At 61.7% G+C, this 15,158-nt stretch carries 14 protein-coding genes and 1 tRNA gene; 8 read left to right on the forward strand and 7 right to left on the reverse strand.

The annotated features are described in order from the left end of the window. Positions 1–147: 147 nt before the first annotated feature. Together J4G43_RS11310 and J4G43_RS11315 are read left to right on the forward strand one after the other, a co-directional pair. Positions 148–825, forward strand: a complete 678-nt coding sequence (locus tag J4G43_RS11310) for a hypothetical protein (protein WP_166353629.1) — start codon at positions 148–150, stop codon at positions 823–825. A 209-nt stretch (positions 826–1,034) separates the two neighbouring features. Next, complete coding sequence (locus J4G43_RS11315; protein WP_038381005.1) at positions 1,035–2,072, forward strand: IS110 family RNA-guided transposase; 1,038 nt, start codon at positions 1,035–1,037, stop codon at positions 2,070–2,072. 138 nt (positions 2,073–2,210) lie between these two features. Here J4G43_RS11315 and J4G43_RS11320 read toward each other — a convergent pair whose 3' ends face one another. The 3 genes from J4G43_RS11320 to J4G43_RS11330 form a co-directional block, all read right to left on the reverse strand. After that, positions 2,211–2,525 (reverse strand): hypothetical protein, encoded by a 315-nt coding sequence (locus J4G43_RS11320; protein WP_208084839.1) that lies wholly within the window; start codon positions 2,523–2,525, stop codon positions 2,211–2,213. Beyond that, positions 2,522–2,956 carry a hypothetical protein gene (locus J4G43_RS11325; RefSeq protein WP_208084840.1) on the reverse strand — a complete coding sequence of 145 codons (435 nt, stop codon included), beginning with the start codon at positions 2,954–2,956 and terminating at the stop codon, positions 2,522–2,524. The genes J4G43_RS11320 and J4G43_RS11325 overlap by 4 nt, the downstream gene beginning before the upstream one ends. A 62-nt stretch (positions 2,957–3,018) precedes the next feature. Continuing rightward, the gene (locus J4G43_RS11330) at positions 3,019–4,296 is read right to left on the reverse strand and encodes a metallophosphoesterase family protein (protein ID WP_225004796.1); all 1,278 of its coding nucleotides are present in this window, start codon (positions 4,294–4,296) and stop codon (positions 3,019–3,021) included. Between the two features lie 309 nt (positions 4,297–4,605). On the opposite strand from J4G43_RS11330, the gene J4G43_RS11335 reads away from it, so the two are divergent. Then, a complete protein-coding gene (locus J4G43_RS11335; RefSeq protein ID WP_208084841.1) occupies positions 4,606–5,943 on the forward strand; it encodes a TAXI family TRAP transporter solute-binding subunit in 1,338 nt (445 codons plus the stop codon). A 33-nt stretch (positions 5,944–5,976) separates the two neighbouring features. After that, positions 5,977–6,726, forward strand: a complete 750-nt coding sequence (locus J4G43_RS11340) for a bestrophin-like domain (protein WP_208084842.1) — start codon at positions 5,977–5,979, stop codon at positions 6,724–6,726. Between the two features lie 285 nt (positions 6,727–7,011). On the opposite strand, the gene J4G43_RS11345 is transcribed toward J4G43_RS11340, so the two are convergent. Further along, the gene (locus J4G43_RS11345) at positions 7,012–7,917 is read right to left on the reverse strand and encodes a LysR family transcriptional regulator (protein ID WP_071917142.1); all 906 of its coding nucleotides are present in this window, start codon (positions 7,915–7,917) and stop codon (positions 7,012–7,014) included. Positions 7,918–8,030: 113 nt separating this feature from the next. On the opposite strand from J4G43_RS11345, the gene J4G43_RS11350 reads away from it, so the two are divergent. The 3 genes from J4G43_RS11350 (at position 8,031) to fabG (ending at position 11,712) form a co-directional block, all read left to right on the forward strand. Beyond that, positions 8,031–8,927: a sterol desaturase family protein gene (locus J4G43_RS11350; RefSeq protein WP_208084843.1), complete on the forward strand. Its 897-nt coding sequence runs from the start codon at positions 8,031–8,033 to the stop codon at positions 8,925–8,927. Between the two features lie 394 nt (positions 8,928–9,321). Further along, positions 9,322–10,848 carry a coniferyl aldehyde dehydrogenase gene (locus tag J4G43_RS11360; protein WP_225004798.1) on the forward strand — a complete coding sequence of 509 codons (1,527 nt, stop codon included), beginning with the start codon at positions 9,322–9,324 and terminating at the stop codon, positions 10,846–10,848. Positions 10,849–11,031: 183 nt separating this feature from the next. Beyond that, the gene (gene fabG, locus J4G43_RS11365; protein ID WP_208084844.1) at positions 11,032–11,712 is read left to right on the forward strand and encodes a 3-oxoacyl-ACP reductase FabG; all 681 of its coding nucleotides are present in this window, start codon (positions 11,032–11,034) and stop codon (positions 11,710–11,712) included. Positions 11,713–12,270: 558 nt separating this feature from the next. Here the strand turns inward: fabG and J4G43_RS11370 are convergent. The 3 genes from J4G43_RS11370 to J4G43_RS11380 form a co-directional block, all read right to left on the reverse strand. Further along, positions 12,271–12,345, reverse strand: a tRNA-Val gene (locus J4G43_RS11370). 157 nt (positions 12,346–12,502) lie between these two features. Further along, entirely contained in the window at positions 12,503–13,801 is a 1,299-nt protein-coding gene (locus J4G43_RS11375; protein ID WP_063985401.1) for a coiled-coil domain-containing protein, read from the reverse strand. 119 nt (positions 13,802–13,920) lie between these two features. Then, positions 13,921–14,526 (reverse strand): DUF1134 domain-containing protein, encoded by a 606-nt coding sequence (locus J4G43_RS11380; protein ID WP_028151234.1) that lies wholly within the window; start codon positions 14,524–14,526, stop codon positions 13,921–13,923. Between the two features lie 139 nt (positions 14,527–14,665). On the opposite strand from J4G43_RS11380, the gene J4G43_RS11385 reads away from it, so the two are divergent. Then, on the forward strand, positions 14,666–15,151 hold the full coding sequence (locus J4G43_RS11385; RefSeq protein ID WP_085398734.1) for a YHS domain-containing (seleno)protein: 486 nt from the start codon (positions 14,666–14,668) through the stop codon (positions 15,149–15,151). The last annotated feature ends 7 nt before the right edge of the window (positions 15,152–15,158 follow it).

Raw genomic sequence — 15,158 nt, forward strand, 5'->3', positions numbered from 1 at the left:
ATGCGGCGATTGGCCCGCGCAGCTGGGGCGAGGATTGCTATCGACAGGGGCAATCTCATTCGCCTAAACATGAGCCATGCATTTCGGTCGTCTTGTCCCGATATCGAAGGTCTCCGCCGTGTCCGCGAAACAAAGCGCGGCGGCTGGATGAGACGGTTTCTGTCGGGGGCGTTGCCGTTCTACGCGCTGGCCGGATTGGCCATGTGCATGTACCTCGTCCTGTACAAGACGAACCTGTTCGACTTGAACGCCATCGTCCAGGATGCGACCGGTTCGGCATGGTTTCCGGTCTTCATGTTCGCTTGCGTGCTCCTGGAGTCGGTCTTTCCGTATTTCGGCTATTTTCCCGGAACCGCCCTCATCCTGATGTCCGTGGCGCTCAATCCGAAGCCTGCGGATGTCTCCGTTTTCATCGTGGCGTGGGCGGCCATCATCGTGGGCGCCGTTCTGAGTTACGGACAGGCTCGCTTTTTCAGACCGATGTTGCAGCGGGTTACCTCAAAAGCGGCACTGGGCCGATGTGAGTCCCTTCTCGACTCCTATGGTCCGTACGCGCGCGTTGCCTTGTTCGTTCATCCCAACGCTTGCGCGATGTATTTCACGGCCCTCGGACTTCTTGGCCGGAACCTGACGCGAGAGCTCGCTTATCTCAGTGTGGGTGCAGCAGCCTCCGTGGGCATTCTGTTCGTCATTGTGACCAGACTGGTGTCGTCCGCAGGCGCCACCGATGACGGGGAATTGCAGGTGCTGCTGGCGGCAGGCCTGGTCGCCATCGGAACCCTCGTCGGTCTCTACGCGGCCTTACGGCCGGATCGGGCTGCTTGAAGCTTGATCCGGAAGAGCGCGAAGCGGTTTTCCGAACAAAGAGCCCGCTTTGAGCTTGGTCGGTCATGATCCATGTGCGGAAGCACCCAAGTCAGATGGGGTATTCGGCCTGTTGCTGAGCCCCGCGTTAGCAGGGTGCTGCGCTTCAGGTTGATGATAAACGTGGTCTGTTTTCGAACAGCCACAAGCATCAGACGGAGAAGCGCAGCATGAAACATTACGCTGGACTGGACGTGTCGGTCAAAGAGACGTCCCTGTGCATTGTCGACGAAACGGGCCGCATTTGCCGGGAAGCGAAGTTGGTGAGTCACCCGGACGATCTTCTTGCTGCACTCAACGATCCGATTTGGCGGTTTGATCGGATTGGGCTCGAGGCTGGACCGCTGTCGCAATGGCTGTTCAGCGGGCTGGCGGAGGCTGGCCTGCCGGTAATCTGCATCGAGACGCGACATGCCAAGGCGTTCCTCAAGGCGCAGGTGAACAAGAGCGACCGCAATGATGCGCGTGGCATTGCGCAGATGATGCGCGTCGGCTTGTTCCGGCCTGTCCACGTCAAGACCCTGATCAGCCAAAAGCGACGGGTCCTGCTTGCCGGTCGCAAGCTGCTTCAGGAGAAGGCCATTGCCATCGAGAATGACATTCGTGGGCTGTTACGCAACTTCGGCTTGAAGGTCGGAATTGTGGGGGTGATCGGCTTTGAACAACGTATCCACGAACTCGTCGGCGGTCAGCCGGAGCTGGCCGAACTCATGGAACCGCTTCTCGTCGCCCGACGCGTTTTACGCGAACAGTTCACACAACTGCATCGCAAAGTGCTTCTACTTGCCCGGGAAAGCGAGGTCTGTCGTCGGTTGATGACGATCCCTGGTGTCGGCCCCGTCACGTCGCTGGCCTTTATCAGCACGATCGACGTTCCCGCCCGCTTCAAGAGTTCGAAAGCCGTCGGGCCGTCCCTTGGATTGACGCCAGTTCTCAACCAGTCCGGCGAAAGCCACCGCATCGGCCGGATTTCGCTGTGCGGTGATGAAGCCATGCGAGCGCTACTCTATGAGGCCGCACAGGTCATGCTGACGCGGGTGCAGAAATGGTCCTGGCTCAAGGCGTGGGCCATGCAGATCGCCAAACGACGCGGGCAGCAGAAGGCGATCGTCGCTTTGGCGCGGCGGCTCGCCGTCATCATGCACCGCATGTGGAGCGACGGAACGGAATTCCGCTGGACACGGGAGGCCACGCCCGCGGCACAATAGTGCGACGCGCGGTCCACGCACCCGTTGTTTAGCGGGAGGAGGTCCCTCGCGGGACGATGGACGAGATGAGTTCGCTTTGGGCTCTTGTACGGTCGCGTCCTTGCGATCAGCACGCGAGTCAGATTGTTCCGTCTCGTTCTACTGATCCCATGCTGGGAGAGCCATACGGCTGATTCGCACTGAACGTCCGGGTAACGACGCAGCAACGAGGGCGACGATCAGTGCCCCGAGCGCGGCCGTCGCGGCCCACCCGTACCAGTACATCGCTGGAGCTAGAAATCCCATCGCAGGGTCAGCAACGTCTCGCGAATGATGCGTGCCCGCCAGCACGATGCCGAGCGACGGGAAAACGGTGAAAAGAGCAAGGTCCTTTGCGAGTGCAACCACGTAGAGGAAGCCAAATGTCGTCCCGAACGCGAATGCAAAGCGGCGGAACGCAGCCGATAACGTCATGCGCCGAAACCCCTGATGTTGTTTACGACGTGGCCAGTTAGGAAGCCCCACCAGATGACAAAGGCGAGGATCGAGGTGAGCATCGTGCGCGTCTGAGCAGGATCGTCGGCACGCGGCCGTCGCCAGCAAACCCAGTAGGCTGGTAGCAACGCAAAACCGATAGCGGCGAAGTGCTCCTTGAGGTCGAAGTAGCCCAGGGCTGGCCAATGACCGGCGCGCTCTAACTCCGGCCTGATGTCGACGCGAAAATACAGATAGATGATCCCACCAAGCAGGATGGAGATGGCATACAAGACGACGACGGCATCGGCGAACCGGGCCGATGACACGGAGCGAAAGCGGCCGAAAAACGAACTGGGGCGCGTTCGCACAGTCGCCCACGTCGCCAAGGTCTGGTGCGTAATCGCGCCAAGCAGTGCAACGGCGACCAAGCCGTGAATAATCAGGAGTACTGTCGCCAGAACCTCACTCCCGGCCTATTGCCCGCTTGCTGTCACGTGAAGAGTTCCTCAGTCCCGAATGGCTCCGCCGACCACGGCCGGAAGCGATTGAGGGTGAACTTCGTCTTCTGGCCGGGTTCAACGTCCACCAGCACGTAGTTGTACTCCTCTTGCGGAGGCTGGCCCTTCCAGTAAAGGTCCCGCGGATAGTCGGCGGCCACCTTGATGCTGGTTCGCCCCGGCAGGATTGGGTCTTGTTCTGCGCCCCCACCGCCCAACATCAGATACTTTACCCCATCTACATCGTAGATTTCCGTGGTGTGGACGTGCCCGTTCAACACGATCACCTCCATGTCCTTGGCATACGACGCAATCACCTTGTGCGGGTTATCGGGAGCCGGGATCGGGCCTAAGCCTGACCGCGCAAACACGGGATAGTGGAAGACGATAAACGCCTTCCGAATGCCGTTGGCCTTCGCCTCGTCCATCCACTTTTGAAGCTGGGTCATCTGCTCGGCATATTTTGGCCGATCAGCGTCCCACAGCGACGGCGAACGGTAATCGTACTTGCCACTCCAGAGATAGATGAAGCGGGTGCCCTTGAAGTCGAATTTGTAGATGAGGTTTTCCGGCGTGACGCCGAATTTTTTCAGATACGGCACAGCCGAAAGTACGCCCTCAATCTTTGGGTCGGCCCACACCTCATGATTACCCACACTCATGAAAAAGCGCCCATCCAGACCGGCCGCGCGCATCTCGTCATCCGGCGCGGGTAGCTTCTTCAACATTGTTTCGTTCACGCGCTTCCAGTATGGGCTGTCACTCACGGTCAAGCCCTGATTGCCCCACCACACAGCGTCACCGCTATTGACCACGAATTTGGCGCGACCGGATTGAACGTCCTTGACAATTTCGCGCGTCACCCATTCGCCGCCCTGAAGCCGGAACATGGTTCGATGCACTCCGGGAAGCAGTTTCACGTCTTCAACGGATGCCTCAGTGACCCAACCCTTATCTACCGTCAGGGTCATCACTTCCGTCTTGGATGCGAACGGCATGACGACCTTGACCAGGTCCTTTGTGACCGGATCGAAGATCATCTTCACATCCTTCGCTACGACGGCCTCGGCGACCTTTTCCGGCATGACCAATCCGAACATCTCGACGAAGAACTTGCTGAGGTCCGGTTGTCCCTCTTTCAACGGGAGGTACATCATCGGTCGGGTATCGCCGACCGCAGCGAATGAAAAACCGGCTGCGGGAAGCGGTGCTTGCGCGGGCGTTGTTTGTGTCTGGGCACCGGCAACGAGTGGCACGGAGAATGCGGGCACTGCTGCGAGTGCGCCTAGAACCAGGCGACGACTGGGCTCGTTAGGCCAAGAGGATTGCATGATGATCACCCCTGATCGAGGAGAGGGAATGAGCCGCCGCATAGGGCGCGCAAACAGCCCGATTTGCCGGCCGTTTCCCGTAGACCTTCAGCGGTGGGTGAGCTTGATATAGATCAACGTCCTCATCTGCCGTAGCAGCGAGCACGTAGAGCGGCGGCTGGCAGCTATTCTGGCCGCGGACGTTTGCGGGCATCGCAGGTGTGCAGAATACAGCGGCAGGGACGTGGCGAACCCACACAGGTGGCGAGCATGATGTCGATGAAATTGCCGCTGTGGCTTCGCTTTTTCCTGCTCCTCGGCGTCGTCGCCTTTGCGGCAGGCGCGGGTCTCCTTGCCTATCGGTACTACAGCCGCCCGGTAACGCTGACTGTGGCGGTCGGTTCGGTCGACGGCGAGGCGGCCAAGGCAATGTCAGCGATGGCAGGCGAGTTCGTTTCAGTGAACGCGCCGGTCCGACTCAAGGTCATCGACAGCGGCACCGCGCTTGAGGCCGCTGCCGCTTTCTCCGCGGGCAAGGTCGATCTCGCTGTGGTTCGCGGCGATGTCGGCGACTTGTCGCAGGCGCAAGCCGTCGTCGTCGTCAGCCATATGGTCGTACTGATCATCGCGCCGCCGGGATCGTCCATCGACAGCATTGCCAACCTGAAGGGACGCACGGTCGGCGTGGTCGGCGGAGCAGTGAACGCCAAAGTTGTCGATGTGTTGACCAAGGGATACGATCTGGCGGGCGCAAAAACTGTCTTCAAGAACCTTGCTTTGACGGATGTCCGGCAAGCCATTCAGTCAAAACAAGTCAGTGCCCTGCTTGTCGTGATCCCGCTCGCCGAAAAATACCTTTCGCTCGTTCGCGGATTTTTTCAGCTCGACCGTAAAAAGACCCCGGTACTGATCCCAATCGATTCCGCGGGGGCAATTGCAGAGAATGAGCGCGCTTTTGAAAGCTTCGACGTCCCGAAGGGCACGCTGCGGGGATCGCCGCCGGTCCCGGAAGATGACCTGACGACCCTGAGGACCTCGCTATACCTGGTTGCGCAAAAGAAGCTTGGCACTGATCTGGTAACCGACCTCACGGAGGCGATCATGAGCGCGCGCAGGAATCTGCTGCGCGAGCAGCCGATTTTCGCACAGATCACCGCGCCCAGCACCGACCAGGATGCCTACCTTCCGCTGCATCCTGGCGCGGCAGCCGTCTACAACAGCACCACGCAAAGCTTCATGGATGAATACGGCAACTGGATCTATTTGACGCCGATGGTACTGGGTGGCGCTGCCACCATGCTTGCGGCGGCGTGGAAATTCCTGGGCCTCGGCAGCCGCGCAGCCGAAGGCCCGCTCGATTCTCTCTACGCCCTGGCGCGCCGGATTCGGAAAGTCGATACAGAGGCCGAACTTTCGGATATCGAAGACGAAATCGACCGCATTCTAAAGGCGGAGCTCGCCAAATCCGCTGCTGGAGACGAGAGCGCGGTGGATGATGCCACATTGAACGTGGCAGCCCACCGGCTGGAGAGCTTGATTCACGACCGACGCACATTGATCGCCAAGGGACCCGCAGTTGCCTCCGCGGCGAAGGCGACACAGCGCTAAGTCACGACACGCCTCGCAACACAGTGGTGAATCATGAATGCAATCGCGCTATCGTGCATCACGTTTCTATGCATCTCAGGCGGTGCCCTGCTCGGTATGTTCCTTCCTGGGCATCACCTGAGCACGGATGACAAGGATGTGGTCAGGCTGGGCACGGGCCTCATCGGGACGATAGCCGCGCTTGTCCTCGGCCTGCTGATCGCATCGGCGAAGGGCTCCTACGACACGCAGAGCACTCAAGTCACGCAGATGACGAGTAATGTTGTCCTGCTCGACAATCTGCTGGCGCAGTACGGACCGGAGGCGAATGACGAACGCAATCTGTTGCGGCGCGCCATCGTTGTTTTAGCCGATCGAATGTGGCGCGAGAAAAGTTCCGAGGTTGCCAAGGCGAACCCCTTCGAGGCCAGCGCCGTAAGCGAAGCATTCTTTGCGAAGCTTCAGGAGCTTTCGCCGCAGAACGATTCCCAGCGCTCCCTGCAAGCCAGGGCCATACAGATCGCCACCGACATTGCGCAAACCCGCCTGTCGCTGTTCGCACAGACGAACAACTCGATCCCTATGCCGTTCCTGGTGGTGCTGATTGTCTGGCTCACCATCATCTTTGGAAGCTTCGGCCTGTTTGCCAAACCCAGCGCAACCGTTTTCGGCTCGCTGTTCGTTTTTGCACTGTCGGCCGCCGGGGCGATCTACCTGGTCCTGGAACTGGGGCAGCCATTTGCGGGTTTGATGCAGATTTCCAGCGCACCACTGCGCAGCGCCCTCACGCCGCTCGGTCCCTAGCGTTCGCATGATCGAGGTTGCCGGCCAGAGCGAGCCCCGACTGCTATCGTGGTCGTCGCGACCTGCTGCGGCGGCTGTTCGAGTTGATCAAGATGCGCATTGTGCTGCGATGTCCGAATCTGGCCCATGTCGGTCGGCTGCCTGATTTCTGCTTGCGAGGGCAAAGCGGACATTTGGGAAATTAGCGAGGTCGGCTAAGGGCCACAAGCAGACTCCGGCGTCTGGTCGATCACTTCGAAACAGTCGTCATCCGCACCGGACGATGCGTCGAGTGCGACAAGGCGCCTAGACGTTGATCTCGGCCGCTGCCCGCACAATCGCTGCTACGGTTGCCTTGGCTGCCGGCGACGAGGTTCTCCCTCGCAAACACACGATGCCCGTGCTTGACGGCGGCGACTGCCAGCCATGTACGACAAGCCGGACAAGCGCGCCGGATTCCAGCTCCCCCCGTACCGCCGCGTTCGTCGCACCCAGAACGGTATCCGTGGTGAGCGCGACCGTCTTGAGCAGGCCGTAGTTGTCGCACTCGAGCGCAATGGCGGCCTCCTGGCCCGCAGGCAGGCCCAGCAGGGCGGCGAGCTCCACCTTTGAGGGGCTCAGCAACTTCGGTGCGGCGAGACCGTACGCCCAGACGTCCTGCAGCATGTGCTCGCGCCCGGCCAGCGGATGTCCTGCCCGCACATACAGGCCGGCCTGCTGCCCCCCGATCAACTGGATGTCCAGCGCGGCATCCCCAGGCATGTCACGGACATCGGCGGCAAAGAACTCGATGCTTTCGGTACGCAAGCTCTCCAGCAACTGCACCCAGTTGCCGACCTCCATGCGCAGCGCCACCTGCGGGTGCTGGCGGCGCAACGCCACAAGCGCGCGTGGCATCAGGGTGGCCGTTAGCAGCGGCCCGACGCCGAAGGCCGTGTCGCCGAGCTGGCTGTCGCGGTAAAGATCCACGTCGCGCTGCAGGCAACGCGCCTCGAACAGCAGCTTGCGCGCCCGCTCAATGACGAATTCCCCGGCACGGGTAGGGCGGACATCACCAACGTCGCGGTCGAACAGGCGGATACCCAGGTCGTTCTCGATGGCCTGGATGCTGCGGCTGAAGGCCGGCTGGCTCAGGTGGGCGGCTGCGGCGGCGCGGGCGAAGTGCAGAGTGTCGGCAAGGGCGACAACGTGATTCAGGCGGCGCAGATTCACGGCATTGCTCTCCATGCATCAAGACGATGAGTATTATGCATTGGACGCAATATGGCGACACCCCTTAGACCGTTCCACAATTTAAAACATGAGAGCGGCAGGAGACGTCCCATATGAGCTCGCAATTGCAGTACCTCTTAATTGGCGCCTGCATCCTAGGCTTTGCCGCCATGGAGTTCGTCACCCGGCGGTATCAAGCCACCGTGCGCGGCAACGCGACAGCCAACGACGCCTCGCTTGAAGTGCTGATGTTCGTCAGCCCGATCGCCATCACCCAGCCTATCGCACTGCTGGGCAGCAACGCGTTGTGCAGCTGGCTCATGCCGACGCAGCACGACGCCTGGGCCAACCTGCCATGGTGGGCGATGGCCGGACTGCTGCTCATCGGCGATGACCTCACGCAGTACCTCTGGCACCGCGCCTCGCACACGCCCTTGCTGTGGCCGCTGCACCGCGCGCATCACAGCGCGGCCTACATGAGCGTGCGCATTACCTACCGCAACAACTTCTTTTACTACCTGATGATGCCGGGCCTGTGGATCGGCGGCGTGGCGGTGTACCTGGGTTTCGGCCCAGTCTATGCGGCGTACCTGGTGATCAAGTTGGCGGTCATCCTGGGCGCGCACTGCGCTTGGGCGTGGGATGCGCCGCTGTACCGCATCCGCGCGCTGCATCCGCTGATGTGGGTGCTGGAGCGCACCATCTCCACGCCGGCCACGCACCAGGCGCACCATGCGCTCACCAACGAAGATGGCATTGGCCACTACAAGGGCAACTTCGGCAACCTGCTGTTCTTCTGGGACGTGCTGTTCGGCACGGCGCATATCACACGCAAATATCCCGCCAAGGTCGGCCTGCAGGACGACATCCTGTTTGGCCCGGAGCGCTGGACGACGCAGATGTTCTACCCGCTCGTCCACTCAAAGCGCGAACATTCGGCGCTCCGCCCCGGCGGCCGTGGCTTCACCGAAGCAGACCTGCAGACCGAAGCTAAGCAGAAGGCCACCTGAACGCGGGTAGCGTCGAGGCGCCGCAGCAAGCGTTCGCGATGCCTCGGAAGGAGCTGGAATGGGTAACCATCTGGTCCGCGAGCGGCCTCTTGGCCACACCGAGATGAGCCGAGCGGAAACCATCGTGCTTGCGGCTGGAGCACCGCGCTTGTGGCGGTCTTCATCCGACTCATTGGTATTGGTTAGGAGAAGGCGATGATCGTCTGTTCTTGCAATGTGTTCAGCGACCACCAGGTGCGGTCAGTGGTCATAAAAGAAGCGCGACGGCCCCGCATGAGCGAGGTGTATGCTTGCCTCGGATGCTGCGCCCAGTGCGGCTGCTGCGCTCGCGCCATCAAGCGGATCATGGATGAGAGGCCGGGCTCCGTCCATGCGAGCGCAAGCATGCACTGACTTGGAGTTGACACGGTCACGGTCAGCGCGTGCCCTGGTTATCCACCTGGAGGACACGCGAAACCCAGAGAAAGCGAACATCATGAACGTGCCTGTCAATTTCCGTTCCGTCGACATTCCCGCCGAACTGCAGTCCTGCTTCGCCGCGCAGCGGGCGGCCTATTTGGCGGCGCCCGAGCCATCCTACGATCAGCGCATTGCTGACCTGAAGGCCCTCGGGCAACTCCTGAAGGACAACAAGGACGAGCTGGTCGCAGCGATCAACGCCGACTACGGCAACCGGTCTGAATTCGAGACCCTGTTCGCCGAATATTTCGTTGTCCTGGAAACAATCGCCGACGCCAGAAAGAACCTGAAAAAGTGGATGAAACCGCAGCGCAGGCACGTCGACTTCATGACCTACCCGCTCGCGCGCAACCGCGTCATCCCACAGCCGCTCGGCGTCGTCGGGGTCATCGTTCCCTGGAATTTCCCGCTTAACCTCAGCTTCTGCCCGCTCGCCGCAATTCTGGCCGCCGGCAATCGTGCGATGGTCAAGATGTCGGAAAATTCAAGAGCGCTCGCCGAGGTCCTGATCCGTGTCTCGCCGAAGTATTTCCCGCTCGAGAAGCTTGCCTTTTTCGAGGATGGCGGCGGACGAGGACCCGCATTCTCGTCATTGCCCTTCGACCATCTGCTGTTCACGGGATCCGGCGCGACCGGTCGCGCAGTCATGGCAAACGCGGCCCGCAACCTCACCCCTGTCACGCTTGAATTGGGCGGCAAGGCACCTGCAATTGTTGGGCCTGACTTCCCGGTCAAGACAGCGGCAGAGCGCATTCTCTGGGTGAAGATGTTCAATGCCGGTCAGATCTGTACGAATGTCGACTACATGTTTCTGCCCAAAGGGGGTGAGGACGAGTTCGTCCATCATTGCCGCAAGCTGTTTGCCGAGCGCTTCCCGGACATCAACGGTCAAGACTACACGTCGATCATCGATGAACCGTCGTTCACGCGGCTGCAGGCGACCCTGGATGATGCCCGTACAAAGGGTGCAGTCCTGGTCAATCTTGCGGAACGGCAGATTCCGGACACGAAGCAGCGCAAATTTCCACCGCATCTCGTGCTAAATCCGACGGACGACATGATTGTCATGCAGCGCGAGATCTTTGGCCCGATCCTGCCGATCAAGACCTATACAGATCGGCAGGAGGTCGCCGACTATATCAATAGTCACGACCGACCGTTGGCAATCTATCCATTCACCTCCGATGCCGAGCTGCGCGACTTCTACATCTCGCGGGTGATGTCGGGTGGCGTATCGGTCAATGAAGCTCTCCTGCACGTCGGCCAGCACGACCTGCCATTCGGTGGGATCGGTGCGAGCGGTATGGGCCATTACCACGCGCGCGAGGGGTTCAACACCTTTTCAAAATTGCGCCCGGTCTTCTATCAAGGTCCTCTCTCGCCGATCCAAATGCTATTTCAGCCGCCCTACGCCGGCCGCCCAATGAGCATCCTGCGGACGATGATCAAGTGGAAGACGTGATGCGTGACTGTGGCAGATCGGCGCCAATGATACGCGCCGCAAGCCTGGGCGGATGCCGGGCGTCGTCGGCATTTTATCCCGGTATCGTCGCGGTCGATCTCAGCCAGGGCGGCGCACATTTTGAAGCTCTGCTGACTATAGTGACTGCGGCGTCGATTCATTCTCATTCGCACGGAGACCGCCATGAAGGGTAACGTCTTTATCATCACCGGCGCGCTGGGCGCGCTTGGCAAGGTGGTCGCCGAGGAAGCCCTTTCGCGCGGCGCGCGAGTCGCCGGTATCGATCATGCTGAGTCGCAGTTCGCCGCAACAGCCCAGCGGATCGAATTCGGCCGCATCGACCTGACTGATGCGGCACAGGCGAAAGAGGCGATCGATGCCGCAGCCGCGCATTTTGGCGCGATCGACGCGCTAATCAATATTGCTGGCGGATTTGCCTTCGAGACCATTGCCGACGGCGATCCCAAGGTTTGGCAGCGCATGCATGCTCTCAATGTCGAGACCGCGCTGAATGCTTCGCGCGCAGCGATCCCGCATCTTCTCAACTCGCGGGCGGCCCGCATCGTCAATATCGGTGCGACGGGCGCACTGCAGGCCGGCCCCGGCATGGGTCCTTATGCGGCGTCGAAGGCCGGCGTGCATAAGCTGACGGAGTCACTAGCTGCCGAGTTGAAAGGCAAGATCACCGTCAATGCGGTGCTGCCCTCGATCATCGATACCGCGGCAAACCGCGCCAGCATGCCGAAGGCCGATTCTTCCGAATGGGTCGCGCCAAAGGAACTCGCCGATGTCATCCTCTTCCTGGCGAGTGACGCCGCCAGCGCCGTTACCGGCGCGCTGCTGCCGGTCAACGGACGGGTCTGAAGCGCGGTTGCGCCGCTACCAGCTTCCGAAGCACAGCTCAGCTACCGGATGCCCCTGCGCCGATATCGATGTACGTCCCAGTCACCTGTCCCGCAAAGACCACCGAAAGATGATAGTCCTCGAGGTTCTGTGAATAGGATAGCTCCAACCCAGCTTACTGCGATGACCGAGGTCGGCATGTCCGCTTTGGGTCAAAAGCCGACCTCGGGTGAATGACCGCTTTTGGCAAAGCGGACGTTCGCACGCCTCGCAAGGGAGCTTTCAGCGACTCTTGAAATCTAGGATCAATGGTGGGCGCACATGGGTCGAACCATGGGCCTCTCGCGTGTCAAGGCGGGCTAGTCGCAGGGGGGGGGTGCGGGCCTCTCCTTGGATGATGCCATCATGCCGGTGTTTTGCCCGACGCGTCAATCGAATTTCGGAAAAGGCGTAACCCATTGATCCGACTGACGCCGGCTACTGTGCATGGGGTTGTTTTCGACATTTTGGTTCGGACGGTCCCCGACAGCCGCGAGGCTTGGGCGATCGTCGGCAACCGTCAGGGTTCAGGAGGATGGATGGTGGGCGCACAAGGGATCGAACCTTGGACCTCTCCCGTGTGAAGGGAACGCTCTCCCGCTGAGCTATGCGCCCGGGACCATCATGCCGACGGCCGGACTTTCGGCCGGCCGGCACATCGGAGCCCGCGATTTAGAAGTGCGGGCCAAAGGTGTCAAGTTTCCAGGCGCCTCGAGGCCGGAAAACCTTCCGCCAATCACGCAATCGCAGGCGAATCCGTGGTTTGGGCCGCTTATGCGCCCTGCTGGCGGGCGCGGGAGGCGTGGGCCTGGAGCGCGCGGATGCGCTCGGCGAGCGTTCCGCCGCCTTCGGGCAGGGTGATTGCGGCCGCGCCATTGCCGGCGGCGTCATTGGCCGGGCGGGGCGCCGGTTTCGGGGGCTGGCCGGCCTCGGCCGCCAGCAGCGCCTCGATCGGCGAGTTCGGGCCTTCGAGCTGCATCGCGAGCTTGGCGACCTCGGCCGCGATGTCGTTGATGCGTTCGCGCAGCAGCGCATTCTCCATGCGCTCGGTCGCCCAGGAACTCTCCGCCTGCTGTTGGATCGCGTTGATGTCGCGCTGGAGCTTGGCGCGCTCGTCGCGCGCGGTGCGCAGCTGCTCCTCCAGCGCGGTCTTTTCCGCGCGGAGCGATTCGAACGCCGCCGACGATTTGCCGCCGCTCAAGCCGGCGATCTCGACGCGCAGCTCCTTGATGGTACGATCATTACCCTCATTGGCCTGGCGGAGCTGGTTGTTCTCGTAGTCGCGCTCGGCGAGCAGCTTGCCCTGCGTGGCGAGGCGGCCTTCGAGATCGGCGACGCGGCCCGACAGCATCTCGGCCTCCTTGACCTGCACGATCAGCTGGCGATCGAGCTCGGTGACGCGCTGGCTCAGATTCTCGACACGGCCGCGCGCATCGCCGAGCTCGCGGGAGGCGGTCTCGGATTCGGTCCGTTCCTGCGTCAGCCGCGCCTGCGTGGCGGCAAATTCCTTCTCGGCGTCGCCGACGCGATTTTTCAAGTTCTCGATCTGCGCGCGCACCGCGACCAGCTCGACCTGCCGGCTCTCCGCCATCATCGAGCGGTCGGACAGCTCGGAGTTGATTTTTGCGAGTTCGCCCTGCTTGTCGGTCAGCGCGTTCTCGGCGGCGCGCAGGGCCTCGGTCTTGGCGCTGAATTCCTCTTCGGTGGCGCGGAGCTGCTCCTTCACCGCCTTCTCGCGTGCCTCCAGCGCGAAGATCGTGGCGTTCTTCTCGCCGAGCTCGATCTTCATGCGGTTGATGGCGTCGCTCTTCTTGCCGAGCTCGGCGAGCTGGCTCGTGGTCTTGTTCTTGAGCTGGTCGACACTCATCTCGAGCCGCCGCGCCGACATGGCGAATTCGGCGCGGAGCTGGTCCTTGTCGGCCTGGATCTCGGCCATCGAGAGGGGGGTGGCGGCCTCGAGCCGGCGCGTGGTCAGGCGGACCGCGCGGTTATGCACCAGCGGCACGATGGCAAGCCCGCACAGCATCGAGAGCAGGAAGCCGATCGCCAGGTACATGATCGGTTCGACCATGGGGCCAGAACTCCGAAAGCAAGGAAAAATTTACCAAAGACAATGCATGGCGGGCCGGCAAAAAGCCAGCCCCGCCCTGTTGTTAACGTGAATCCGGAATCGGACCGGAGGAGGGAGCCCTAGAACGGGTTCCAGGTCGCGCGCGGGGTGAATTTCAAATAGCCGATATTGGCGCCCAGCCGTAGCCCGAGGCCCGAGCGGATCGGCACCAGCACGATGTTGTTGGCGGTGAGCGCCGTCATGCCGAAGCCGCCGATGATATAGGCCGAGCCGTCGATGCCGGCGAAGCGCTGGTAGATCGCGTTGGTGGCGGGCAGGTTATAGACCAGCGTCATGGTGCGCGCGCCGTCGCCGCCCCAGTCGAAGCCGAGCGAGGGGCCTTGCCAATAGACGCGCAGGTCGCCGGCGTTCTTGGTGTAGAGCGTGCCTTCGCCGTAGCGCAGGCCGGCAACGAAGGCGCCGGACCCTTCCTCACCCAGGATATAGCCGTTGGGCAGGCCCCACTGGCTGACGGCCTTCTCGATGATCGAGGCGAGCCCGCGCGAGACGTTGCCGAAGAAGCGGTGGCCGGCGGTTACGAGTTCGTCAGGCCCATAGGTGCTGGGTGACGGGCTCCGCTGCGGCGGCGGCAAATTGGGCGGCGGCGGCTGCTGGGCGGAGGCCGGGACGATCCAGCCGACCAGCGCGGCAAGCGCGACCGCAGCAAGGCGTGATGCGAAAGTCATAAAAGAACCCCTGGTATCGAATCCCGCCGCTTCCTTAACCTGACGCCAACAGGCACGGCTCTAGGTTGCGCCGGATGTCCCCTCGACTCGGATGTTATCCGCAGCAACTATGACGGCACAACGGCAGGAAGATAGCCCTTTGCGCCCCGGAATCGCCTTGATCCGCTTTCTGGTCTGCCTGCTGGCCGGCATTTGGATCGCTTGCGCAGGTTTGCCGGCCGAGGCTGCCACCACCGAGCGGATCGTCGTCAACCGCTTCAGCGGCGTGGCGATCGAGGGGTTCGACCCCGTATCCTATTTCGTCGATGGCGCGGCCGTGCAGGGGACGGCCGAGTTCGAGGCGAACCTCTGGGGCGCGGTCTGGCGTTTCCGCAACGAGGGCAACCGGGCGTCCTTCCTGGCCCATCCCGAGATCTATGGACCGCAGTTCGGCGGGTACGATCCGGCCGACATCGCCCGCGGCGTCGCCGTCGCCGCCAATCCCCGCTTCTACGTGATTTCGGCGCAGCGGCTCTATCTGTTCAGCCGGGAGGCCAACCGCGATGCCTTCGCCGCCGACCCGGAGCGCTTCCTCTATGAGGTACGCAAGCGCTGGCCGGCGCTCCAGGAACAGCTTAGTCAATAACAGCTCA

The sequence above is a fragment of the Bradyrhizobium barranii subsp. barranii genome, from assembly GCF_017565645.3.
GTDB classification, from domain to species: Bacteria; Pseudomonadota; Alphaproteobacteria; order Rhizobiales; family Xanthobacteraceae; genus Bradyrhizobium; species Bradyrhizobium barranii.